Genomic DNA, 23,675 nt, shown 5'->3' on the forward strand with positions numbered 1-23,675 from the left:
AATACTAGATTAATCTTGCAGCGGCTTTTTTTGTATCTCTACCTGTTTAATCCTTCGATTTTGAACACTCATTACTCTAATTTTCGCATCATCAAATTCAATTATATCATCTTTTAGTGGTACTCTGCCTAACAAATTGAAGACAAAACCACCAATGGATTCATATTCGTCCTCTGGAAGAGATATTCCTAACACCTCATTAATTTCTTCGATAGAAGCCTTTGAGCTGACAATTAGCGAATCCTCATTCATTTGTTCAATGAGATCCAGTTCATCATCATACTCATCTAAAATCTCTCCCACAATCTCTTCAAGTATATCTTCTATAGTGACTAACCCCAAGGTTCCTCCATACTCATCCAGAACAATAGCAATATGCACCTTTTCCTTTTGCATCTCTCTCAGCAGATCACTGACTTTTTTGCTTTCAGGTACATAATAAGCAGCTCTGATGATTTTTTTAATATCAAAATCTTCATTGCTCCCCGGTTGCCGTGCATAGGCCAATAAGTCTTTTGCATAAAGAATTCCTATGACATTGTCAATCGTATCCTTAATCACTGGGATTCTTGAATACCCAAAATCAATAACAATATTAAGAGACTCTTCAAGACTTGATTCTTCTTCCAAATATACCATATCAATTCTCGGAACCATTACCTCCGTTGCCTCAATGTCACCGATGGCAAAAATACTATTGATCATTTCTTTTTCCTTGCTCTCAATGATTCCGGCTTCCTCTCCTACATCTACCAGCGTTTTAATCTCATCTTCTGATACAAGAGATTTGTTTTGATCCACATTCCCGCCTAGCAACCTGATCGTTATACTTGTAATGCCATTCAAGACCTGCAGTACAGGATACAATACATAGGACAATATTTCGATGGGTCTCCCTAATTTAATTGCCACTGTTTCCGGATAGTAAGAAGAAAAAGTCTTAGGTGTAATCTCTCCAAAAATCAATATCACAAAGGTCATTACAATTGTAACCAAAAAGGTAACATTCTTCCCTGAGAAATACTTATAGGTCAACTCTGTTGCAATTGCTGTAGCTGCTATATTTACGATATTATTTCCAATAAGTATGGTTGCCAATATCTTATGAGACTTTTCCATCAACCTTTCAATAATCGAAGCCTGCTTAATACCTTTATTTTTCAATTGTTTCACTTTGATTACACTCATAGAGGTTAAGGATGTTTCCGCACTGGAAAATAATGCAGAAAAGATCAATAAAATCATAAGTCCTAGGAACCTTAGCCAATCCTCATTTGCAAACAAAATAATTCCTCCCAGTACTATTTTAGCACAATTCATTGCAGAGAGCTTCAGGAATGATTTCTATTATTCTTCCTAACTTATATATTTACCAAAAATAAAGAATTTGTATAATAAAATCCACACTATTTTTTGTTATAAAAAGGAAGTAGTATCGACTACTCCCCTTTACTGTATCATTTGAAAAATCATCAAAGTGATAAATACCCCTAGAATTGCACCTACAATCACCTGAAATAAACTGTGAATTTTTGTTTCAATTCTACTCTCAGCCACCAAAAATGCCATCAAAAAGCATAATGTAATAATGAAAGTATTCTCAGAAATCCACGCAACAGACGTCAAAATAGAAAAAGCTAAAGCGGTATGCCCACTTGGCATCCCTCCGCGAAAAGGGGTTCCTCCGCCTAAGAACGCCTTTAGGCAGATTACAATTAGTGCTACAATGATAAAACTAATAAAGGTAATATGCATGGGCACATGTCTTACTTTATGCAAGACAATTTCTGTCACTTGATCTAATTTATTAAAAAAAATAATGTAGGCTACAATAACTGCATTTAGTGCTGCTATAAAAACTGCTCCGGCAGCTACATTCTTAGCAATTTTAGCGAGTTCATGATACTGATTGGTAATTAAATCTATCGTTGCTTCAATAGATGTATTAATCATTTCTGCGATGATTACGAGGGAAATGGTGAAAAATAGTATAAGCATCTCTAATTTTGAGATATTAAAAAAAAGACTAAAAAAAAGTACTAAGATTGCTGAGGTAAAATGAATTCTCATATTTCTCTGGGTTTTTAATGTGTATAGAATCCCATCAATGGCAAAATTGAAACTATCTAATAGTTTTCTTACTTTCATTCAATTTCCTCTCTTATTCTCTTATTATACCCAAAGCCTGCAAAACTTCTTCTTCCTTTTCCCTCATCTTTTTGGTATTTTCTTCAGTATCATGATCATAGCCCAACAGATGATACAAACTGTGTACTGTCAAATATGCCATCTCCCGTTCAAAAGAATGTCCATAATCAACAGCTTGTTCTTGGGCCTTCTCTATAGAAATAACAATATCCCCCAAGCAGTCCAGTTGTTGTACTTCATCAAACCCTTCATATTGTGGAAAAGATAAAACATCTGTCGGTTTGTCTACTCCTCTGTAGGTAAGATTCAGATGATGAATCTCTGTATTATTAACGAAAGATATACTTACTTCAGCATTGGGATTTATTCCTTCTTTTTCTAATGTATAAGAAACTACTTTTCCGAGAAATTTCTCCAACTGTTCTGAAAGGTCCAATTCTCCTTGACGATTGTCAAATAAAATATTCATAACTATTCTGCCGCCTCCACTTCTTTTCTATTAATTTCAGGATACTCGATTCTCTCATGGAATATACCCATCAATATGGTTTGAAAAGACTGGGCAATTTTTTCTAAATCCTTCAAGGTTAAGGGACAGGCGTCCAACTGATGATCATCTAGCTTATCTTTAATAATCTTGTCAATAAGTACCTTCATCTTCTCTCCCGTTGGTTCAGACATGCTTCTGACAGCAGCCTCAACTGAATCGGCCAGCATCAGAATAGCGGCCTCTTTTGTCTGAGGTTTTACACCATCATAGCGAAAGCTTTCTTCTTCTACATTTTCTTGTTCATCATCTGTCACTGCTTTGTGGTAAAAATATTTTACCAGCGTACTGCCATGATGCTGCTCGATCATTTCAATAATCTCCGAAGGCAAATTATATTTTTTTGCGATTTCAATTCCATCCTTCACATGGCTGGTGATAATCAAGGTACTTAAACTAGGAGTAAGCTTATCATGTGGATTTTCACTGGTCAACTGATTCTCCTTAAAAAAATACGGACGCTTTAATTTCCCAATGTCATGATAATAAGCACTTACCCGTGTCATTAAACCATTGGCCCCAATTGCATCAGCAGCAGCTTCACTGAGATTTCCTACAATGATGCTATGATGATAGGTCCCCGGTGCTTCTAATAAAAGTTTTTTTAACGCAGGCTGATTAGGATTAGAAAGCTCTAACAGCTTTAACGGTGTTAAGATATGAAAAACGGATTCCCATAGGGGTAAAGTACCGATTGTGAGGATTGCACAGAAGATGCCGTTTAAGATTCCATAAAAACACTCCATTAGAATTTTAGCCATTTCCGCGTTGTTTATCAAGCCTATACCTACAATCGTAATCATATTACTAACGCTCACCATCAGTCCGGCAAAAAAGATATTCGAACGTTGATGCGTATGACTGACCGAAAATGCACCCACAGTACCTGCAATAAGTGCACTCATTAAAAATCCCCAATTGTTTCCGGTTATTAGCCCTAATAAAATCGTAAGCACTAAATTTACTAGAATTGCAAACCGTGTATCGATTAAAATCCCCAGTAACATTGCAGAAGCTGCAATAGGTACAAGATAAGCAGAAATCGTATACATGGTTTTAGAAATCAAATAGGTAGACAAGAATATAATCAGAATGAGATAGAGTTTTGATTGAAAATGAAAAATATCCTTATTGAAAACATACAAATAAGAAATTAGAAGAATTTGGCCGATCAAAACCAAGAGACCAATTCCTATATATAGAGAAAAATCCTTTTTCCCATCCTCCTTTGTTAACCCTGCTTCTTTTAATAGGTCATACTTATCTTCTGTAATGATATCTCCACTGCTTGCAATAATACTATCCCGTCGGATGATCACTTTTTCTACATTTTTCTTCGCTTCTTCTATTTTTTGCTGTGTCGTCTCTATATCTAAAAAACGATTTGCTTGAATAGAAGAATTAACAATGTAGATACCGATCTGACGAATCTGTTGGGAAAACTCTTTGATACTCATAAAATAATTCGTGATATTGATTCTTTCTTTTTCTAATTCTTCGGTTTTTATACCCGTTGACATTACCTGGGTGATAATCTCATAGATGTAACTTTCCATGCTTTTTAACTCTTTTTCAGAGGCATTGAGCATAATTGCCAATTGATTTTCATCTAATTCTAATCCATTCTCATCTTTTAAAAGCACAAGCTTTTCATCATGTTCAGCCTCTAACAATCCCCTCACCTGATACAGATGGACGAAAAACCTCTCTATTTTTTTCTTAATATCAATTTGAATGGTTGGATCAATTTTTTCTCTAGGTTCCACCGACTCAACGGCTTTTTTTATTAGTTTTTCTGTAGCAGCCTTATCCTCAATATCCCGTGGTGCTTTAAGGTCCACAGGTGCTTTTTGACCTGGCTGCAATTCATACTTTTCCGGTGCTAGGGTTGAAATAGTACTAATAAATATAACAAGAAAAAAAACTCCTGTTAATAAACTATAACTTATCCATTTTTTCCCTAAGAAGCGAATAAGAAAATTTTGCTTCATTTTTTCTTTGATGTGCTTTAGAAAGAACATTTTATTTCCTCCTATACGTACTACCTTGTCCTATGTTTTACTTCTCTTGGCCTACTCTCCTTGCGTTTTTCATACTTATCATAGGCTTTAACAATTCTCTGCACCAGCTCGTGTCTGACCACATCACTTTCATTCAGAAACACAAATTCTATCCCTTTTACATCAGAGAGGATTTCCACAACCTGCTTCAGACCTGATTCTTTTCCTTTCGGCAAATCAATTTGTGTAATATCTCCAGTAACAATGGCCTTTGATCCAAATCCCAATCGTGTTAAAAACATTTTCATCTGCTCTCGTGTTGTATTTTGCGCTTCGTCGAGTATAATAAAAGAATCGTCTAAAGTTCTTCCCCTCATGTAGGCCAGTGGGGCTACTTCTATCATACCTCTTTCCCGATATTTTAAAAAGGTTTCTCCCCCTAAAATATCATATAGGGCATCATAAAGAGGACGTAGATAAGGATCAACCTTTTCTTGTAAGTCTCCAGGAAGGAATCCTAAACTCTCACCAGCTTCAACAGCTGGTCTTGTTAAAATAATCCGGCTTACTTCCTTATTTTTGAAAGCATTTACTGCCATTGCCATTGCCAGATAGGTCTTGCCTGTCCCGGCAGGGCCTATACCAAAAACAATATCATTCGCTTTAATGGCTTGCGTATACTTTTTTTGCCCTAAAGTTTTAGGTTTGATTTGTTTTCCTTTTGCACTAATACAGATTACACCTTCCAGCAGCTGCTCTATCTGATCTTCCTTCTTTTCTTCAAAAAGTGTGATTGCATAATTTATCTTTTGATGATCCAAGGTTTCTCCGGACTGCAGCATCTTGATTAATTTGTTAATAACTTTTTCTACAGTCTCTATTTCTGTAGAAGAACCGATAATGACAATTTCTCCTTGTCTTGATACGATGTTTACACCAAAACGATCTTCAATAATTTTGATATTGGCATCATAATTACCAAATAGTTCTTTCGTGTAATCAATCTCATTCATTTTGATTCTTCTTTCCATTGTCTGTTGTTCCAAATAAAATCCTCCTTAGAATTTAAATTTCTTGTTTCGATCATTTTCCTACCACAATTTCTGTTGTGCGCTGATCTCTTCTAACGTTTCTATAATCATTTTAACCTTAATTTTAGTATTTTCTTCTTGATATTGGAGGTCTTGATTTAAAATGGGTATATTTTCAGGAATTTTATTCAGTATTTTGACCAAAATCTTCTCCTTCAATGCTTGTTTCACGATTTCTTTATCAATTACTTCAACTTCATCAAAAACTTCATAATACTCCTCAAATATAATTTCGACAGGTAATTCAATATTCCTCCAACTAGGCAGGCTTTTCTTTTTTATCTCTAGGATATAGTTTGTATAGGGTACGCTTTTGTTACTAAGGATTAATTCATTATTTTGAACGCGAAAAATTTTTCGTTTAAAGACATTTCCAGTTCTAATCTTTCTGTTTACTACAGTATCCATCTCCTCATTTTCTTCATAATAGGTTTTTGCATAAACCTCTCCTAAAGCATGTACATATCTAATTTCCTGCCCTTCTTTTGCAATAATACCAGATATTAAAACATCTCCCGTTTTTACAATATCTCCTTTTTCAGCCTTAGCTTCGCCATTCTTTGCAACTACCTTTTCGATTACACCATTTTTATTTGCTATAATATTACAAGGTGTATTGATCGGTATGAGCGGCGGCGGGCTCACTTTTTCTACAATTTGTACAATAGCCTTCGTTCCTTTCATTTCAATGCCAATCCAAGCCAGTTGATCTATTTGAATCATCATCTCATTTTCTATGGTTTGGATATCCAGCTGATATTTATAAGCCCCTATACGGAGTCCCATTCGCTCTAAATAGGTTTCTACCTCTCTTCGTGATATAGTTTCAATACCAAAAATCTGAATATCCCATACAAAGGAACTGGCAGCAAAGATTAGAAATAGGGAAAGAACAGCTCCCAGAAGCATCATTCTACGGGTTTTCATTTTATGCATAAAAAAAGGATATCCGATTTTCTCATAAATCTTTATCCTACAGCCAGATTTTTTGATAATAGACCGCAGTTTTTTGTACGATCTCAACCCTGTTTTGGCCTCTAGAGTAGTATAATCCAGTCTAACAATATCCCATATATAAATCCCCCGTGCAATAGCATAATTTATAAATTTTTCTAATGCAAGTCCTTCAATCCTAATCACTACATATCCTCTAAAAAAATACCATAGCCTTCCAAATGACAACAGGCTCCCCTCCTTTACACGGTAAATTCTATACTTTCAAAACTGCCACAGATCACAATTTCATCTGTTACAATATTTTTTATTGTAAGCTCCTTGCCCGTAATCCTTAATATCCCGCTTCTGGTGTTGATTCTTACCCTTGTTTTTGAATACTCTACAATCCCCTTGTGGTTTTCAATATAAATCTGTAGGTTACCGATCATCGTAACGCGGGGAAGATCTAATATAATATCCTTTGGAAGCTCTAGTAGTTCTGAAATACTTTCTTTGATTGCCGCGGTCCTACTTTGCATGAAACAATCCCCCCTTATCTATATACAGTTTATGCAAATGAATTTTTCCATAGTACAGGATTTTGCACCTATTAACCGATGTAAAAAAGGATCGAAAGCCATAGGCTTTCGATCCTTTTTTATCTTTTAATAGATTTAGGTTTCCCTAATATTTCAGACAAAATAATTCCTCGAACTAACTCATCTCTTTGGATAGGCATGTCTTTGCCTCCAATTTCATTTCCACTAATGATATCTCCAATTTCTCCTTTTACTTGGATTCCTGGAGTTTCAATAGTTTTTTCAAATTTTTCTCTTTCATCATCAATATATTGTTCAACAATCCTTTCATCCGCTAATCCGCTGGTAGCTTTATGAAGGTCTCTTTTATGATGGGGAGAAACTTTTTTCCCGTCCATCATTTCTTCAATTGCTGTATTAATTTCTTTTCGCAGCATTTCACCAATATTTTTAAAATCTTTACTGATAACAGTTTTTTTTGTTCGCTGCTCATTTACATTGGGACGAATTTCCTGAGAAACATTTTTTCTTGCTGCCGGTTTAGTTTTCTGAGCAGTTTTTTTTGTTTTACTGATGACAACAAGAATAAAAATCAAAAACGGTAGGATATTTCCTAAGAACTCCATGCTATCACATCCTTTTGATTGGCAAAATTAAGTTCTGCGCTTATTTTTTGCCTGTTCTGTTGGAATCATCCTCTTTACTCATCTTAGAAATTGATTTTCTCATATCTGTGTCCGCATTAATATTCTGCAAGTTGTAGTAATCCATTACACCAATTTTCCCTTCCCGCAAAGCTTGTGCCATTGCCTTAGGGATTTCAGCCTCTGCCTCCACAACCTTTGCACGCATTTCCTGTACAGCCGCTACCATTTCCTGCTCTTTCGCAACAGCCATGGCTCTTCTTTCTTCAGCTTTTGCTTGGGCAATTCGCTTATCTGCCTCTGCTTGGTCTGTTTGCAGCTGGGCTCCGATGTTTCTGCCTACATCTACATCTGCAATATCTATTGATAGAATTTCAAAAGCTGTTCCTGCATCCAGTCCTTTGGACAACACAGTTCTGGAAATCATATCAGGGTTTTCCAGAACTGCTTTGTGACTGGCAGCAGAACCGACAGTTGTTACAATACCTTCTCCTACCCTTGCAATAATCGTTTCTTCGCCTGCACCCCCTACCAACCTTTCTATATTGGCCCGTACAGTTACTCTTGCTCTTGCCACCACTTCAATACCATCCTTTGCAACTGCGGAAATCTTAGGCGTTTCAATTACTTTTGGATTTACACTTACTTGTACAGCGCTAAGTACCTCACGTCCTGCTAAATCAATCGCAGCTGCTCTTTCGAACTCAAGGGCGATTTCTGCTCTTTGTGCAGCAATGAGTGCATCCACAACACTATTGACATTTCCACCTGCCAAGTAATGGGCTTCTAGTTTATCAATGTTTAAATTTAATCCTGCTTTTGTAGCTTTTATTAAAGGATTCACAATTCTCGAAGGTGCTACCCTTCTAAATCTCATTCCAACCAAAGTGAAAATACCAATCTTTACACCTGAAAAATACGCAGTAATCCATAATCCTACCGGTACAAAACTAAAAAGTATCCCTAGTACTACTAAAACAACAATCATCATGATCCCTAATACTACAATCTCCATGCCTTTTCCCTCCTAATCAATTTTGTTTACAACAATTCTTCGTCCCTCAACCTTAATAACCCTTATTCTTGCTCCTTGTTCAATAAATCCTCCCTCTGTGACCACATCATACTTAATCTCGTTGACCTCCATCGTACCGGAAGGCCGCAGCATTGTTACAGCAATTCCTTCAGCACCTAACAAGTCCTCTCTTGTCATGTTTGATGAAAACCCGGCTCCTTTATTCAGCTCTGTCCCTAGAATGATCTTATCAAAATATTTATTTCGTGGTGCATACTTTAACAGCAATACCGAAACAATAATCGTCATAACAAAGGCAATAAACAGAGAAGTTAACCCTAGAGCAATAGAATCAGATGCTAGAATGATACTTAAGGTTATACAAATCACACCGCCTATTCCTGGCGCGCCAAAACCTGGAATCATCGCTTCAATCAACAATAAAACAATTCCTGTGACAAATAGTGCGATAATTGCTAACCCTGCATTTCCTGCCAATACGCTTCCCCCAAAGAAGATTACGAAAGCAATCAAACTAATTGTTCCACCAAAACCAAAACCTGGTGTAAGTACCTCAATAACAAATCCAATAAAACCGATGCTTAATATCACCGGTAATACCACCGAGCTTGTAACAGCCTGAGCAACCCTTACTTTATAGTCTTGTTGTACAGAAATGATTTCTTCATAATCAATCTGAAAAAATGATAAAATATCTTCATAATTGTTTGAAGTAAAATCTGTAAATCCAAGAGTTTCTGCTTCCTTTGTCGTTAAATTGAGCAGCTCTCCTTCTTGTACAATAAACTTTTCAGGATCATTTGGGTCTGATATAGCAATTCTTCGATCTGCCATAGATTCTACTAACCGTGCATCTCTTCCTCTTCGTTCGGCAGTGGTTCTCAATTCTCCACGCCAGTAGGATATGTTCTTTTCATTGTAGGGAATGGTTTCTGCAGATCCAATCGTTGCGCCTGGTGCCATAACAATATTTTCAGCAGAAATTGTAATCAATACACCTGCAGATTCTGCCTTGTTATTCACAAAGGCGATCGTCTGCAAGGGTGTTGTAAAAATTATATCCCTGATTTGTGTGGCCTGATCCACTCTTCCCCCTAATGTATCTATTTCAAATAGGATAGCTACAGAGTTTGGATCAGCTTCTGCTTTTGCAATACTACTTCTAATAAACTGCGTTGTAGCCGGGCCAATCTCACCTTTGACCGGTATAACATATACAGTGGCACCCTCTGCAGCCTTTCCTTGTCCAGAAGGCAACAATATCAATAATACCAGAAGAAGCAGCAGTATCTTTCCCTTTTGTCTTACCAATTCATTCACCTCCTCTATATATTAGTATAATACACTTTCTCCAAATATTTAAAACACTTTCTTATTTTTCCAAAAAAATTTTCAAAAAACAATCAGTCTATCGATTCATAATAGACTGACCGCTACTTTAAAGCTCCAGTTGTGCAATTACAGGAAAATGATCAGATATATCCATATCCAGCACCTCATAATACATGGTTCTAAAGTCCTGAGTTGTAAAGATATAGTCGATTCTTGATTTAAAAACAAAACCATCATAGGTATGTTGATACTGATTCTCAAAAACCTCTGCTGTATCAATTAAATATTTCTTAAAATTAAAAAAATCTATATTACTATCAGTAGTATTAAAGTCCCCTACTAAAATAACTCTATTTCCTAAAAACCTTATAAACTGATCGATCGCCTGCATTTGCTTTTTTCTTTCTTCTCTATTTAATCCTAAATGAGTCACCAGAAAATTAACTTCTTCTTCCTCTACGCGAATCTTACTCATTAATAATCCTCTTTTTTCTTTCCGATTCCCTGGTAAAATAACATTTTCAAAACTCTCGATAGGATATTTGCTAAGAATTGCATTGCCGTACTCTGCTCCAAGAATCCGTATGTTGGAACCATAGGCATAATGCATATCTAGTTCTTCAGCCAATTTTTGGATCTGATCTTCAAATCGAGAACGATATACACTCTTATCTACTTCCTGCAATCCAACGATATCTACATTGTGATCCCGTATAACCTTAGCTACATCATTCAAATTATAGGCTCCAAACTTGCTTCTTCCATGATGAATATTAAAGCTCATCACTTTTAGTTGATTGATCTCTTCCACAAACACACCCTTACTTTCCTGTTGTATCACAGCGGTTTCAATCGTATCTTCTATTATTTCTAAATCCTTCAGCCAGAAGTTCTCCTCCCGTTGTGTCCCGGGAAATAATGTGAAATGGATTTGTTTTTTTCCTTTCAGAACTCCCGTATTGAGTAAAAACACATTTTTCGTACTGTCATTTAATACTTCAACCGTATGATAGTTTAAATGAATACCCGCTAAAAACCTGCTCTCCATATGGTAGATTTCCAAATAAACGCTCCCAATATTCGTGGGGGTATATATTTTTATAAGAGAATTATTATTGCTGCCTTTAATTATTTTCATTTCAATCTCTTCTTCAGAAAATACAGTAGTGGAAAAAGAAAATCCCACTAGAAATAACAATGCCAAAATCAGAACTGCAGCAATTTTTCTCAATGTATACCCCTCCCCCTTTTTTAAATTTTCTGACTATATTATACCATATCCCCCACTACTTTGTTTACTTGATAATTTTTACAAATAAAAAAACATTCTTAGATTGACAAAGTCTTGATATTTTTCGATTTTAGACAATAAAAAAAAGACCAAATGGTCTTTTTTTATTGTAAATGTTTTTTAACAACTTGATTAACAAGTTTTCCGTCAGCACGACCTTTTACCTTAGGCATCAGAGCGGCCATAACCTTTCCCATGTCCTTAGCAGTGCTTGCACCAGTCTCATTGAGCACCTGAACAACAATTTCCGAAATTTCATCCTCCGTTAACTGCTTCGGTAAGTAGGTCAACAAAACTTCAATTTCTGCCTTTGCTTCATTTACAAGGTCTTCTCTTCCACCCTTAGCAAATTCTTCAATAGCATCTTTCTTTTGCTTTACTTGTTTTGACATGATTTCCAAAACACTGTCATCGTCAAGTTCTACTCTATGATCAACTTCATACTGTTTAATCGAAGCTCTTACCATTGTGATAACAGACTTTTTCAGCTGGTCTTTCTCTTTCATGGCTATTTTTAGATCTTCCATTAATTTTTCTTTGAGGGACATAGTTTCACCTCTTTTAGAATTTCTTAGCGTTTTTTCTTCTTGCAGCCTCTGCTTTTTTCTTACGTCTTACACTAGGCTTCTCATAATGCTCTCTTTTTCTAACTTCTGACAAAACACCAGCTTTGGCACATGAACGCTTAAATCTACGAAGAGCACTCTCAAGAGTTTCATTTTCCCCAACTTTAATTTGTGACATATAATTCTCCCTCCCTCCGCTAGCAATCTTGTGCTGTATCCATAGCAAAATACACAGCTATAGAGAATCAAAATGTGTATAATACTATGTCATTATACATTATATTTACTATTTCTGCAACTTTTTTTTAACCTGGCGGCCATTTCATTTGCCGCCCACCCAGTAAGTGAAAATGCAAGTGATGAACTGTCTGTCCTCCAGAGTCGCCACAGTTATTAACAATTCGATAACCGTCCTTACTGATATTCAATTCTTCTGCAATTTTTTTTGCAATTAGGTGAATGTGTCCCAGAAGATCCCGATGGATCTCTCCAATCTCGGCAATCGAAACAATATGTTCTTTTGGGATAATGAGTATATGGACGGGAGCTGCAGGACTTATATCATAAAAAGCCAATACCTGTTCATCCTCATAGGCTATTTTAGATGGAATTTCTTTGGATATGATCTTACAAAAAATACAGTCAGACACGCTGTTCACCTCCTTAAATAAGGTTTCTCATAAGCTCAAATACATATTCAACAGAAATGAAAAAATTCCTGCTTATCGCATCTATAAGTCATTTTTTTCTTCAGCAGGAGTGCCCATCAGCGCATCACCTTGTATATCTGTAAGTAGGACTGATTTTATTTTACTTTCAGGACTTTCATTAAATTTGCAAAGTACACGTATATAATTATCTGTCAGTCCCTCATAATATTCCTTATATTCTTGGCTTGCAACCTCAAATAGCACGTCTCTTCGGGTATTAAGAAACTTTTCATTATATTTAATTATATCCTCAGAAGCTAAGCGCATGAGCCGCTCACTTCTCTGCTGCTTTATTTCTGCCGATACCTGTCGCTCATATTTTGCAGCAGGCGTTCCCTTTCTTGGAGAGTATTTAAATACATGGATTTGACTAAAGGAAATTTCTTGTACAAAATCATATGTTTTTTCGAATTCTTCCCCTGTCTCTCCGGGAAAACCTACCATGATATCTGTAGTAAGAGAAACATCAGGGAGATATTTTCTAAGGATATCTACTTTTTCTTTGTACTCTGTTGTTGTGTATTTTCGATTCATTCTCTTTAGTGTCTCATCGCAGCCGCTTTGCAGAGAAAGGTGAAAATGCGGACACATTTTATGAAGCTGTACAATCTCCGCAACAAAAGCTTCGCTGATCAACGTGGGCTCTATAGAGCTTAATCGAATTCTTTCAACGCCTGCTATAGGATGAATTGCCTTAAGTACATCCAGCAAGGAGCCTTTATCTAAATCCTTACCATAGGAGGCTACATGTATCCCTGTTAATACGACTTCCTTAAAGCCGTTATCAGCCAACCGCTGCACTTCTTTAATAATATCTTCAGGCTTTCTGCTTCGTATAGGTCCTCTGGCATAAGGTATAATACAGTAGGTACAATATTGATTACAGCCTTCTTGAATCTTGAGAAACGCCCTAGTCTTCCCTTTTATCTCTCCTATGGTCATTTCTTCAAATTCTCTGATCTGCATGATATCTTCAACTGCATAAATTCTTTCATTAGCCTTTCTGAATTTTTCAACGTACTCTACAATTCTATTTCGATCATTGGTACCCAATATAATATTTACACCCTCTATACTGGAAACCTCCTCTGGTGCTGTCTGCGAATAACACCCTACTACAGCAATGACTGCATCCGGATTGTCTTTTTTGGCCCGACGAATTAATTGCCGTGATTTTCGATCTCCAAGGCTGGTAACCGTACAGGTATTGATCACATAGACATCTGCACTGGCTTCATCGTCAACCACCTGGTAGCCAGCTTTTTCAAATAACTCGCCCATGGCTTCTGTTTCGTACTGATTAACTTTGCACCCAAGGGTATAAAATGCTACTTTTTTCACCTATATACCTCCTAAATCCCCTAGTTCATACATGAGGGTACTTAAAACAACAAATCCTGCTGTTTCTGTTCTCAGAATTCTTTTGCCAAGGCTTATGGACATACTTCCTAATTCTTTAGCAATCTCAATCTCAGTCTCTTCAAATCCACCCTCTGGGCCAATAATAACGGCTATCTTTTTGGGGCTCATTTGTTCTTTTAAAAGCGTTTTTAATCCCAAAACAGTTTCCTTTTCATAAGGAATAATAACTAAATCAAATAGAGGCAGTACATCTCGTAGTTGAGAAAAATTTATCGGAAGTCCGATCTGTGGTATGACTCCTCTTTTAGATTGTTTCGCAGCTTCTTCTGCAATCTTTTGCCATCGCTCTATTTTCTTCACTTCGTCTTTTTTGTCTTTTAGCTGAACCACTGTTCGCGCTGTATTCAGCGGAATAATGCTATGAATTCCTAGTTCTGTGCATTTTTGTATGATTATTTCCATTTTTGTACCCTTTGGCATTCCTTGGAAAAGTGTCACTTCTATAGGCGGTTCTGTATCTGAAAGAAATTTTTCTAGTATTTTCAATTCTATTTTTGTTTTGGAAAGGGATAAAATCTCCCCAATATAAATTCCTTTTTCTCCATCACATACTTCTAATATATCTTCTTCTGCAAGTCTAAGTACTTTAATGATATGCTTCACATCTTCCGGGTCATCAAGAACAATCAGCTTCTGGTCTCCTATGATATTTTTTCTGTCTACAAAAAATCTATTCATTTTTCTGATCACCCTCTGGCTTTGATACAATTGCAGCCCATTCTCCCAGGGTTTCGATCTGCAGGATTTCCAGCCTATTTTTGTTGAGCGCCGCCGTTACTTCATCGATTTTATCCAATATAATTCCTGAGGCAATAAATATACTGTCTCTTTTTAGGAACTTCCTTATATCTTCAGCCAGAATGACTATAATGTCCGCAATAATATTGGCCACTACAATATCCGCCTGTTCATGCAGGGTATCCAACAAATTTCCACGTTTAATTTCAACCTGTCCAACTACATGGTTGTCTTCTACATTTTTTTTCGATACTTTTACCGCAACTTCATCAAGGTCGATTCCTACTACTTTTTTTGCACCTAATTTTGCGGCAACAATCGATAAAATTCCACTACCACACCCGATGTCAAAAACAAGACTGTCAGCTGTAACATATTTCTCTAGGTTTTGGACACACATCATGGTTGTTTCATGTGTTCCAGTTCCAAAGGCCATACCTGGATCAAGTTCAACAATAATTTCTTCCTCTTGAGGTGTATAAGACTCCCACGTAGGTTTAACGACAATTTTGCCGCCGATTTTCTTTGGTTTATAGTATTTTTTCCATGCATTGGCCCAATCTTCTTCATATACTTCTGTAGTCGTTACCTCTCCTAAACCCTTATCCAGGTTATATTGAGGTATCATTTCCACACTTTGTCGGATCCATTCAATTTTGTCGATAAGGTCCTCACTCTCTGGAAGGTATCCCTTAACAATTGCACCCTCCAATACATTTTGCAGCAGTGACTCATCTACATAGTCCCAGTCTCCAGCATCCTTTTCTTTAAAGATTGGATCGTTGGGATCCTCAATAACAACGCCGCCTACGCCTACATCGTAAAGAATATTGGAAACTGCTTCGATTGCTTCTGTGGTTGTCTTTATCTTTACCTCAATCCATTTCATTTGCATACCCTCCGTAGCTTTGACCTTTTATCGGATATATTATACCCTAACCCTATAAAATTTACCAGTTAATTAAAATTCTTTCTTCTATTAGAAACACCCAGCTTTAACTGGGTGCTCTTAGATTATATACCGAAAACATCTTTCACCTTATCAAAAAATGTCTTTCTTTGTTCATGAACATCCTCGCCCATCTCATCGGCGAACTGCTTTAATAACTCTTTCTGCTTGTCATTTAGCTTTTTGGGTATCTCTACAACCACTTTTACATAGTGGTCTCCTCTGCCATATCCTCGCAAACTAGGGATACCCTTTCCCTTCATCCTAAAAATCGTACCACTTTGTGTACCTTCTGGTATTTTATATTTAATCCTGCCATCTAGGGTAGGTACAACTAATTCATCACCTAGTGCTGCTTGAACAAAAGTAATCGGCATTTCACAGATTACATCGGTACCATCTCTTTGAAAGATTTCATGAGGCTTCACCCGTAATACAATATAGAGGTCTCCTGTAGGGCCCCCTTTTATACCAGGTTCTCCTTGCCCCCTTAAAGGTATCACTGAACCTGTATCTACTCCTGCAGGGATCTTTATATGAATTTTCTTATCTTTCATCACCTTGCCTGTACCGCCACAATCCTTACAAGGAGTTTCCGTAATGCTTCCCTCTCCATGGCAAACATCACAGGTTTTTACATTAACAAACTGTCCCAAAGGCGTTCGTTGCGCATACCGCACTTCACCAGACCCATTACACTTTGAGCAGGTCTTTTTTGAAGTGCCCGGCTTTGCTCCTGTGCCACTACAAGTATTACAGCTTTCATGCCGAGAAACATTGATGTCTTTCTCTACACCAAAAGCAGCTTCCTCAAAGGTGATTCCTAATTCATATTTTAAATCAGCACCTTTTTGCGGTCCATTCCGCCGTCGTCCACCGGAGAATCCTCCGCCGAACATGTCAAAAATATCTCCAAAAATATCATCAAACCCACCGTAACCTGAGTAGCCTTCAAACCCGCCGTCGCCATTCCCACCTACTCCTGCATGTCCAAACTGGTCATATCTCGTTCTTTTATTTGCATCGCTTAATACTTCATAGGCTTCATTGATTTCTTTAAACTTTTCTTCTGCTTCTTTGTTACCTGGGTTCTTATCTGGGTGATATTGCATTGCCAGTTTTCTGTAGGCTCTTTTAATTGCCTGTTCATCCACACCTTTTTCCAGGCCTAAGACTTCATAATAGTCTCTTTTCGCCATCCTTCTCACCGCCTTTCCAGTTAGGATTCGCGTAAACTCGCATACCTTATCTATTATAAGAAATACTTTAGTAATATGCAACCATTCTTCACAACTACAAGGCACCCAAAGGGGTGCCTTTTGTAGGTTATTTGTCTTCGTCTACTACTTCATAATCTGCATCAACTACATTTTCCTTGTCTGCGCTTCCATCACCATGTGCTTCTTCTCCCTGCGCTGCACCTTGTTGTGCCGTCTGCTCATACATTTTTTGTGATAATACATGGAAAGCATTTGTCAATTCTTCTGTAGCTTTTTTCATTTCCTCAATATTGTCACCTTCTAAGGTTTTCTTTAATGCCTCTAAAGCTGCCTCTACCTTTGTTTTGTCCTCAGGACTAATTTTGTCGCCTACCTCTTTTAAAGCTTTTTCAGTTTCGTATACCATGGAATCTGCTTTATTCCTAATTTCGATAGCTTCTTTCTTCTTTTTATCTTCTTCGGCAAATTGCTCTGCTTCTCTAACCTTTTTCTGAATTTCTTCATCGGAAAGATTTGTAGATGCAGTAATGGCGATACTTTGCTCCTTACCAGTGCCCTTATCCTTTGCACTAACATGTACGATTCCGTTTGCATCTATATCGAAGGTTACTTCAATTTGTGGAATTCCTCTTGGTGCTGGTAGAATTCCTGACAATTGGAATCTTCCTAAAGTGATATTATCTGATGCCATCTGTCTTTCGCCTTGCAGCACATGAATATCTACAGCCGTTTGATTATCTGCAGCCGTTGAGAATACTTGACTCTTTCTTGTAGGTATCGTTGTATTTCGCTCAATTAGTCTCGTAAATACACCGCCTAAGGTTTCTATTCCTAATGAGAGTGGCGTCACATCCAGCAGTAACACGTCTTTTACTTCTCCTGTTAAAACACCTGCTTGTACAGCAGCGCCAATAGCAACGCACTCATCAGGATTCACACCTTTATGCGGATCTTTTCCTGTTAACTTTTTCACAGCTTCTTGTACCGCTGGAATTCGCGTAGAACCCCCTACTAGAATCACTTTATGAATGTCAGCTGCAGTTAGCTTCGCATCCTCTAATGCCTTTCTTGTTGGTCCCATGCTAGCTTCAACCAAATGTGCAGTTAACTGATCGAATTTTGCCCGTGTTAAGTCCATATTTAAGTGAAGTGGTCCATTGGCAGTTGCTGTAATAAATGGTAGGTTGATATTTGTAGTCTGCATACTGGAAAGCTCTTTCTTTGCTTTTTCTGCTGCTTCCTTTAATCTCTGCAGAGACATTTTATCTTGCCTTAGATCTACGCCATTTTCTTTTTTAAAGGCTTCCGCTAAATAATCCATAACTACTTGATCAAAATCGTCCCCACCAAGATGGTTATTTCCATTTGTAGCTAAAACTTCGAATACCCCATCTCCCAATTCTAGAATCGATACATCAAATGTACCTCCACCCAAATCAAAAACCATAATTTTATGATGTTCTGTATCTTTATCCAAACCATAAGCCAGGGATGCTGCCGTAGGCTCGTTGATGATTCGCTTTACTTCTAAACCTGCAATTTTTCCTGCATCCTTTGTTGCTTGTCTTTGGCTGTCAGTAAAATATGCAGGTACCGTAATTACTGCCTCTGTTACCTTTTCACCTAAGTAAGCTTCAGCATCCGCCTTTAGTTTCATTAAGATCATCGCTGATATATCCTGAGGCGTGTAGTCTTTGCCATCTATTGTAACCTTATGGTCAGAACCCATATATCGCTTAATGGATATAATCGTTCTATCCGGATTTGTAATTGCTTGTCGCTTGGCAGTTTCTCCTGCTAGTCTTTCACCATTTTTTGTGAAAGCTACAATGGATGGTGTGGTTCTATTTCCCTCTGCGTTTGGAATTACTACTGGCTCTCCACCTTCTAATACAGAAACACATGAATTTGTTGTTCCTAAGTCAATACCGATTACTTTACCCATAATCAATTTTTCCTCCCTTATATATAGTTACAATAATATTTAATTGGATACTTTAACCATACTTGGACGAATCACTTTCCCATTTAAGGCATATCCTTTTTGATATACTTCTAGCACTTTATTCGTTTCCTCTGACCCACTTGCTTCTTGCATCACTGCATGATGGCGATTGGGGTCAAAATCCTCTCCTAAAGCTTTAATCTCCTCTAGTCCGTTGTTATTCATCGTATCTAAAAATTGCTGAAGAATCATTTCAATGCCCTTTGTTACGGCTTCATCCTTATTGCCTTCTTCAGATATAGACCTTACGGCACGTTCTAGATTATCAATTGCAGGAAGCAATTCCAATATTAATTTTTCATTTGCGTAACTATGAAGCTCGCTCTTTTCTTTTTCAACTCTTCTTTTATAATTCTGAAAATCTGCAGAAATCCGCAAGTATTTGCTGTTCATCTCTTCAACTTCTTCAGTCTTTTTCGCCAATAGTTCCTTCAAGTCCTCTTCCTGATACAACTGTCGCTGTTCATTTAACTCTTCCTTTGTGGCTTCTAGATCACTCTTGGCAGTTTCATCATTCGTAAAGGCTTTTTCATCTTTTCCCGAGTAATTTTGTTCCATCTTCTTCACCTACCCTAAGTCATAATTTATTGGAATGATCTTCCTTTTAGTATTAAGTGTATTTTTAAAATTGCCTCAGCAATTTCACCTGCAGCTTTTAAGGCATATATTTTTACGGTTGCAGGATCTATAATTCGGGCTTGAAGTAAATCCTTCACGGATCCCGTGTCACAACAAACCCCTAAGCTTTGACAGTCTGTATTCTTCATTGCAGTTGCTGTCTGTTCAAGTTTTTCCAGTGGATTAAAACCTGCATTCTTTATAATATTGTACATAGGCTTTTTTAATGCATCGATGACGCAATCAATACCATATTTCTCCATACCATCGGTATGATACTTTAGATCCTCCAGCATAAGCGCGCAGGATAGTTCTATTGCACCACCTCCAGCAACAATGCCCTCTTTCACCGCTGCCTGCAGTGCAGAAGCTGCATCTCGGGCTACCCTTTCCTTTTCTTTTGTTACAATTCCAGTAGCGGCGCTTACCAAGACCGTAGCCGTCGGTATACCTGCGCCTTCGATTATCTTTAATCCGTCAAGCTTTGCATCATATATAATTTGCCCAGCTTTGCCACAATATACCTCTAACTCTTGGTGTTTTTTATACAGCAGGCTTTTCTTCATAAACTTAGCTCCTGTGCATCGTACCAATCGGCTCAGCTGTTCTCGCAGCACATGAGTGATCACAACAATACCTGCATCGGTTAAAAGTTGTTCTCCATATGGATCTATGGTTCGTTCCAAAAATACAATATCTATTTTTTGATCGATAATTTTCTGAATTCCATCTTCAAATATTTTCCTATTTTCTATGTACTGGTTAAATCCACTTTCCGTTCCCATTAATTCATCAGCCAGAGTTTCTGGACGTAGTTCATCATCTAGAACAAGTATTTTTCCATTCTGGATGCAAATATCCTCAAGATTTCCTGCTGGTACCCGGTGAATGATCATCCCTTTGATTACCTCATCCTCTAATCCTTCTATCCCTTCAATGATGTCTGCAAATCGGAAATCCTTAAACTGTAATCGTTCTTCCCCAACATATTCTGCTGCATTATGCAGCAGCTCTACGAGAGCCTCGTCATTTCTTCCGGCAATCCTGACAATGGCACGCAATAGCTTCCAATTTTCTGCTTCTATAGGGATTTTGCTGTGTTGGATATGGGTTATCGACTTTTGAATAGCCAATTTTATTCCTTCAATAATCTGATGAATGGATACACCTTTTTGAATATAGTGAAGGGAAGATTCCAGCAGTTGCCCGGTTAGAATCGTCATCGTGGTGGTCCCGTCACCGATTTCGTTTTGCTGTGCAAAGGCTCCATTAATCAGCATAATTGCAGCCGGATGGCTCACATCCATTTCTGTTAAAATCGTAACACCATCATTTGTGACGATGAATTCTCCTTGGTCATTGACAATCATACAATCCATTCCCTTAGGGCCGAGAGTCCCTTCCACCGCTGATACCAGAGCCTTAATTGCTTGAATATTGTTTTCAAGTGCCGAATAGTTTTCTCTTCCTTTTTCTTCTTCAGCCTGTATATGATTCAATATTCTTCTCCTTTCATACGATCTGAATCTTGCGTAAAAGACATATATATAGTGCAAAATACGCTTTTCGTATTTTGCACTATATATTTTTTATTCTCCCTTATGCTCCATTAAAAGCTGGGTTAAATTACTTTTCATAAAGTCAACAACAGATACAATATTATCGTAATCCATTCTAGTAGGACCTATTACACCAATCTTTCCAACAGTTCTTCCATTTAGCTTATAGGTAGCTGTAATAATACTGCATTCCTGTAAATTTTCATGTTTATTTTCTTTTCCTATAGTGATGCTTACATCTTCCTGCGTATTTAGAAGCAAATCCTTTAGCAGGTCCTTTTGATCCAACATTGTAATAAATTCTCTTGCCTTATGAATATCATTGTATTCTGGTAAATTTAGTATATTTACTAAACCATCTAAATATAAGTGTACATCTTCAATTTCTTCCAGCGTAGACATCACCATAGGCATAATGGAAGCGATGATAGAGTTAAACATCTGCATTTCTTCTTTTGCACTATGCATCAACTTGTTAGAAATATCAGCTACTGTCAATCCTTGCAGCCTGTAATTTAACATTTTTGAAACCTTATCCAAATGCTCTACAGGCATTTCCTCTCCGACACGTAAAACCGCATTTTTTACAACCCCGGATTCCAGAACAATGACCAGTAGAATACTTCTGTCATCAATTGGAATTAGTTGTATGTGTTTTAATCGATTATGCCGATATTGAGGGGAAATCACCACAGAAGTCAATTTTGTCACTTGAGATAATATCCTTGCTGTATTGGAAATTAACTGTTCCAATTCCCCGATTTTCTCTGTCAGGCTTTTCTGAATAATATTTTTCTCTATTTGAGCAATTTTTCTCATCATCATGATGCGGTCTACATACAATCGATAGGCCTTATCTGATGGAATTCTCCCGGCAGAAGTATGGGGCTGCTGGAGATAACCTAGCTCCTCCAAGTCGGCCATTTCATTCCGAATCGTTGCCGAGCTAATGCCCAAGTCATACTTTTTTGCGATGGTTCTTGATCCTACAGGCTCCGCAGTTGTTATAAAATCTCTTATTATGGCCTGTAGAATCTTCATTTTTCTATCTGCCAGATCCATAATACCACTCCCATTTGTTAGCACTCTATCTCGTTGAGTGCTAATCTATTATGATTTTAAATTATCACTAATAAAATATTTTGTCAATATAATTTTTAAAATTTTCTATTCCGGCAAAAAGGAAGCAAATACACGATTGGATACATCAATTCCTCTCTGAGTAAGACGCAATTTATCACCTGCCATAGTCAATAATCCTTGCTTGATAAAATCTGTAATTTGTTTTTCATACTTTTCTCTGGCATCTACCTGATACCGTCTTTGAAAGCGATCCAGGTCAATTCCGGCCATCATCCGGAGCCCTAAAAACATAGTTTCTGACATTTCTTCTTCAATAGAAATTTTCTCCTGCTCCACCATAGGGTTCTTTTGACTTTCTATAAGTTCCCTGTATTTATTGATATCAGCAGTATTGGAAAAACGGACCTTATTAAATGAAGAATGGGAACCTACACCAATTCCGATATATTCCTCGTTTTTCCAGTATATTTTATTATGAATAGATTCCTTTCCATTTAAAGCAAAATTTGAAATCTCGTAGTGTCGATAATCATGTTGTGCCAGCACTGTTATTGTATAGTGATACATAGCCCTTTCCAACTCTTCATCAGGTAATATAAGCTTCCCTTGTTCATACAATCGATCAAAAGGAGTGCCTTCTTCAACTTTCAGACTGTAAGTAGAAATATGATCAGGCTTTAGGTAAAGAACCTGCTGCAATGTTTCTTTCCAGTCTTGAAAACACTGATTCGGCAGTCCAAACATTAGGTCTACGCTGATATTTTCAAATCCAGCATCTCTTGCTGCATAATAGTTTTCTAAAAATTCTTTCCGGGTGTGTATTCTGCCTAAGGTTCTAAGCAATTCATCCTGCCAAGCCTGTAGACCTATACTTAAGCGATTGATACCAGACTGACGATAATATGTCAATTTCTCTTTGTCTAGTGTTCCGGGATTGGCTTCAATTGTAATTTCCGGCGATGCTTTCAGCTTGAAATACCGGTGGATTCCTTCTAAAATAAAATCTAGTTGAGGAATACTCAGCAGAGATGGTGTTCCGCCACCGAAAAAAACTGTCTGAACCTGATAATCTTTTAATGGATTATGCCAACTTTCCAGTTCCCCTACCAGAGCAGCAATATACTCATCTCGTTCAGTATTTCTTCCTTCAAAAGATACAAAATCACAGTAAGCACATTTCTGTTTGCAAAAGGGAATATGGATATACAATCCGATCTCTCTCATACTTTCACCTCTATGAA

The 23,675-nt window shown here is 37.3% G+C and carries 23 protein-coding genes; all 23 read right to left on the reverse strand.

Annotated features, from left to right (window positions below):
• Positions 1-9 precede the first annotated feature (9 nt).
• Positions 10-1,284, reverse strand: coding sequence for a hemolysin family protein (locus Gferi_RS02255; RefSeq protein ID WP_207645789.1), 1,275 nt, complete (start codon positions 1,282-1,284; stop codon positions 10-12).
• Positions 1,285-1,449: 165 nt separating this feature from the next.
• Entirely contained in the window at positions 1,450-2,148 is a 699-nt protein-coding gene (locus tag Gferi_RS02260) for a diacylglycerol kinase (RefSeq protein ID WP_069974094.1), read from the reverse strand.
• A gap of 13 nt (positions 2,149-2,161) precedes the next feature.
• Entirely contained in the window at positions 2,162-2,617 is a 456-nt protein-coding gene (ybeY, locus tag Gferi_RS02265; protein ID WP_069974095.1) for an rRNA maturation RNase YbeY, read from the reverse strand.
• 2 nt (positions 2,618-2,619) lie between these two features.
• Entirely contained in the window at positions 2,620-4,716 is a 2,097-nt protein-coding gene (locus tag Gferi_RS02270; protein ID WP_069974096.1) for an HD family phosphohydrolase, read from the reverse strand.
• A 20-nt stretch (positions 4,717-4,736) separates the two neighbouring features.
• The gene (locus tag Gferi_RS02275) at positions 4,737-5,726 is read right to left on the reverse strand and encodes a PhoH family protein (protein ID WP_069981265.1); all 990 of its coding nucleotides are present in this window, start codon (positions 5,724-5,726) and stop codon (positions 4,737-4,739) included.
• A gap of 60 nt (positions 5,727-5,786) precedes the next feature.
• Positions 5,787-6,968 carry a sporulation protein YqfD gene (gene yqfD / locus Gferi_RS02280; protein ID WP_069974097.1) on the reverse strand — a complete coding sequence of 394 codons (1,182 nt, stop codon included), beginning with the start codon at positions 6,966-6,968 and terminating at the stop codon, positions 5,787-5,789.
• 14 nt (positions 6,969-6,982) lie between these two features.
• Positions 6,983-7,261: a sporulation protein YqfC gene (gene yqfC / locus Gferi_RS02285; RefSeq protein WP_069974098.1), complete on the reverse strand. Its 279-nt coding sequence runs from the start codon at positions 7,259-7,261 to the stop codon at positions 6,983-6,985.
• A gap of 119 nt (positions 7,262-7,380) precedes the next feature.
• Positions 7,381-7,887 (reverse strand): hypothetical protein, encoded by a 507-nt coding sequence (locus Gferi_RS02290; RefSeq protein WP_069974099.1) that lies wholly within the window; start codon positions 7,885-7,887, stop codon positions 7,381-7,383.
• 40 nt (positions 7,888-7,927) lie between these two features.
• The gene (floA, locus tag Gferi_RS02295; protein WP_408607504.1) at positions 7,928-8,896 is read right to left on the reverse strand and encodes a flotillin-like protein FloA; all 969 of its coding nucleotides are present in this window, start codon (positions 8,894-8,896) and stop codon (positions 7,928-7,930) included.
• 36 nt (positions 8,897-8,932) lie between these two features.
• Positions 8,933-10,252 carry an NfeD family protein gene (locus tag Gferi_RS02300; RefSeq protein WP_069974101.1) on the reverse strand — a complete coding sequence of 440 codons (1,320 nt, stop codon included), beginning with the start codon at positions 10,250-10,252 and terminating at the stop codon, positions 8,933-8,935.
• 127 nt (positions 10,253-10,379) lie between these two features.
• Complete coding sequence (locus Gferi_RS27410; RefSeq protein ID WP_083273323.1) at positions 10,380-11,504, reverse strand: endonuclease/exonuclease/phosphatase family protein; 1,125 nt, start codon at positions 11,502-11,504, stop codon at positions 10,380-10,382.
• Between the two features lie 164 nt (positions 11,505-11,668).
• Positions 11,669-12,112, reverse strand: a complete 444-nt coding sequence (locus Gferi_RS02310; protein WP_069974102.1) for a GatB/YqeY domain-containing protein — start codon at positions 12,110-12,112, stop codon at positions 11,669-11,671.
• 13 nt (positions 12,113-12,125) lie between these two features.
• Positions 12,126-12,308, reverse strand: a complete 183-nt coding sequence (gene rpsU / locus Gferi_RS02315) for a 30S ribosomal protein S21 (RefSeq protein ID WP_069974103.1) — start codon at positions 12,306-12,308, stop codon at positions 12,126-12,128.
• A gap of 127 nt (positions 12,309-12,435) precedes the next feature.
• Positions 12,436-12,780: a histidine triad nucleotide-binding protein gene (locus Gferi_RS02320; protein WP_069974104.1), complete on the reverse strand. Its 345-nt coding sequence runs from the start codon at positions 12,778-12,780 to the stop codon at positions 12,436-12,438.
• An 81-nt stretch (positions 12,781-12,861) separates the two neighbouring features.
• Positions 12,862-14,181 carry a tRNA (N(6)-L-threonylcarbamoyladenosine(37)-C(2))-methylthiotransferase MtaB gene (gene mtaB, locus Gferi_RS02325; RefSeq protein WP_069974105.1) on the reverse strand — a complete coding sequence of 440 codons (1,320 nt, stop codon included), beginning with the start codon at positions 14,179-14,181 and terminating at the stop codon, positions 12,862-12,864.
• Positions 14,182-14,940, reverse strand: a complete 759-nt coding sequence (locus Gferi_RS02330) for a 16S rRNA (uracil(1498)-N(3))-methyltransferase (protein ID WP_069974106.1) — start codon at positions 14,938-14,940, stop codon at positions 14,182-14,184. It lies immediately after the preceding gene.
• Complete coding sequence (gene prmA, locus Gferi_RS02335; protein ID WP_069974107.1) at positions 14,933-15,889, reverse strand: 50S ribosomal protein L11 methyltransferase; 957 nt, start codon at positions 15,887-15,889, stop codon at positions 14,933-14,935. Before prmA ends, Gferi_RS02330 begins: the two co-directional genes overlap by 8 nt.
• Before the next feature lie 125 nt (positions 15,890-16,014).
• Positions 16,015-17,148 (reverse strand): molecular chaperone DnaJ, encoded by a 1,134-nt coding sequence (gene dnaJ / locus Gferi_RS02340; RefSeq protein ID WP_069974108.1) that lies wholly within the window; start codon positions 17,146-17,148, stop codon positions 16,015-16,017.
• A 127-nt stretch (positions 17,149-17,275) separates the two neighbouring features.
• The gene (gene dnaK, locus Gferi_RS02345) at positions 17,276-19,114 is read right to left on the reverse strand and encodes a molecular chaperone DnaK (protein ID WP_069974109.1); all 1,839 of its coding nucleotides are present in this window, start codon (positions 19,112-19,114) and stop codon (positions 17,276-17,278) included.
• 39 nt (positions 19,115-19,153) lie between these two features.
• Positions 19,154-19,732, reverse strand: a complete 579-nt coding sequence (gene grpE / locus Gferi_RS02350) for a nucleotide exchange factor GrpE (protein ID WP_069974110.1) — start codon at positions 19,730-19,732, stop codon at positions 19,154-19,156.
• Positions 19,733-19,758: 26 nt separating this feature from the next.
• Complete coding sequence (locus Gferi_RS02355) at positions 19,759-21,291, reverse strand: TCP-1/cpn60 chaperonin family protein (RefSeq protein WP_083273324.1); 1,533 nt, start codon at positions 21,289-21,291, stop codon at positions 19,759-19,761.
• A gap of 90 nt (positions 21,292-21,381) precedes the next feature.
• Positions 21,382-22,413 (reverse strand): heat-inducible transcriptional repressor HrcA, encoded by a 1,032-nt coding sequence (gene hrcA, locus Gferi_RS02360; RefSeq protein ID WP_069974111.1) that lies wholly within the window; start codon positions 22,411-22,413, stop codon positions 21,382-21,384.
• A gap of 105 nt (positions 22,414-22,518) precedes the next feature.
• A complete protein-coding gene (gene hemW / locus Gferi_RS02365; protein WP_069974112.1) occupies positions 22,519-23,658 on the reverse strand; it encodes a radical SAM family heme chaperone HemW in 1,140 nt (379 codons plus the stop codon).
• Positions 23,659-23,675: the final 17 nt, after the last annotated feature.

The sequence above is a fragment of the Geosporobacter ferrireducens genome, from assembly GCF_001750685.1.
GTDB classification, from domain to species: Bacteria; Bacillota; Clostridia; order Peptostreptococcales; family Thermotaleaceae; genus Geosporobacter; species Geosporobacter ferrireducens.

Bases quoted from the DNA above. Each gene is read 5' to 3' on its own strand.
- dnaJ (WP_069974108.1), bottom strand. From the start codon at position 17,148: ATGGCGAAAAGAGACTATTATGAAGTCTTAGGCCTGGAAAAAGGTGTG.
- Gferi_RS02290 (WP_069974099.1), bottom strand. From the start codon at position 7,887: ATGGAGTTCTTAGGAAATATCCTACCGTTTTTGATTTTTATTCTTGTT.
- grpE (WP_069974110.1), bottom strand. From the start codon at position 19,732: ATGGAACAAAATTACTCGGGAAAAGATGAAAAAGCCTTTACGAATGAT.
- prmA (WP_069974107.1), bottom strand. From the start codon at position 15,889: ATGAAATGGATTGAGGTAAAGATAAAGACAACCACAGAAGCAATCGAA.
- dnaK (WP_069974109.1), bottom strand. From the start codon at position 19,114: ATGGGTAAAGTAATCGGTATTGACTTAGGAACAACAAATTCATGTGTT.
- rpsU (WP_069974103.1), bottom strand. From the start codon at position 12,308: ATGTCACAAATTAAAGTTGGGGAAAATGAAACTCTTGAGAGTGCTCTT.
- Gferi_RS02275 (WP_069981265.1), bottom strand. From the start codon at position 5,726: ATGGAAAGAAGAATCAAAATGAATGAGATTGATTACACGAAAGAACTA.
- hrcA (WP_069974111.1), bottom strand. From the start codon at position 22,413: ATGGATCTGGCAGATAGAAAAATGAAGATTCTACAGGCCATAATAAGA.
- Gferi_RS02310 (WP_069974102.1), bottom strand. From the start codon at position 12,112: ATGTCCCTCAAAGAAAAATTAATGGAAGATCTAAAAATAGCCATGAAA.
- yqfC (WP_069974098.1), bottom strand. From the start codon at position 7,261: ATGCAAAGTAGGACCGCGGCAATCAAAGAAAGTATTTCAGAACTACTA.
- ybeY (WP_069974095.1), bottom strand. From the start codon at position 2,617: ATGAATATTTTATTTGACAATCGTCAAGGAGAATTGGACCTTTCAGAA.
- floA (WP_408607504.1), bottom strand. From the start codon at position 8,896: ATGATGATTGTTGTTTTAGTAGTACTAGGGATACTTTTTAGTTTTGTA.
- hemW (WP_069974112.1), bottom strand. From the start codon at position 23,658: ATGAGAGAGATCGGATTGTATATCCATATTCCCTTTTGCAAACAGAAA.
- Gferi_RS02260 (WP_069974094.1), bottom strand. From the start codon at position 2,148: ATGAAAGTAAGAAAACTATTAGATAGTTTCAATTTTGCCATTGATGGG.
- Gferi_RS02270 (WP_069974096.1), bottom strand. From the start codon at position 4,716: ATGTTCTTTCTAAAGCACATCAAAGAAAAAATGAAGCAAAATTTTCTT.
- Gferi_RS02330 (WP_069974106.1), bottom strand. From the start codon at position 14,940: ATGAATAGATTTTTTGTAGACAGAAAAAATATCATAGGAGACCAGAAG.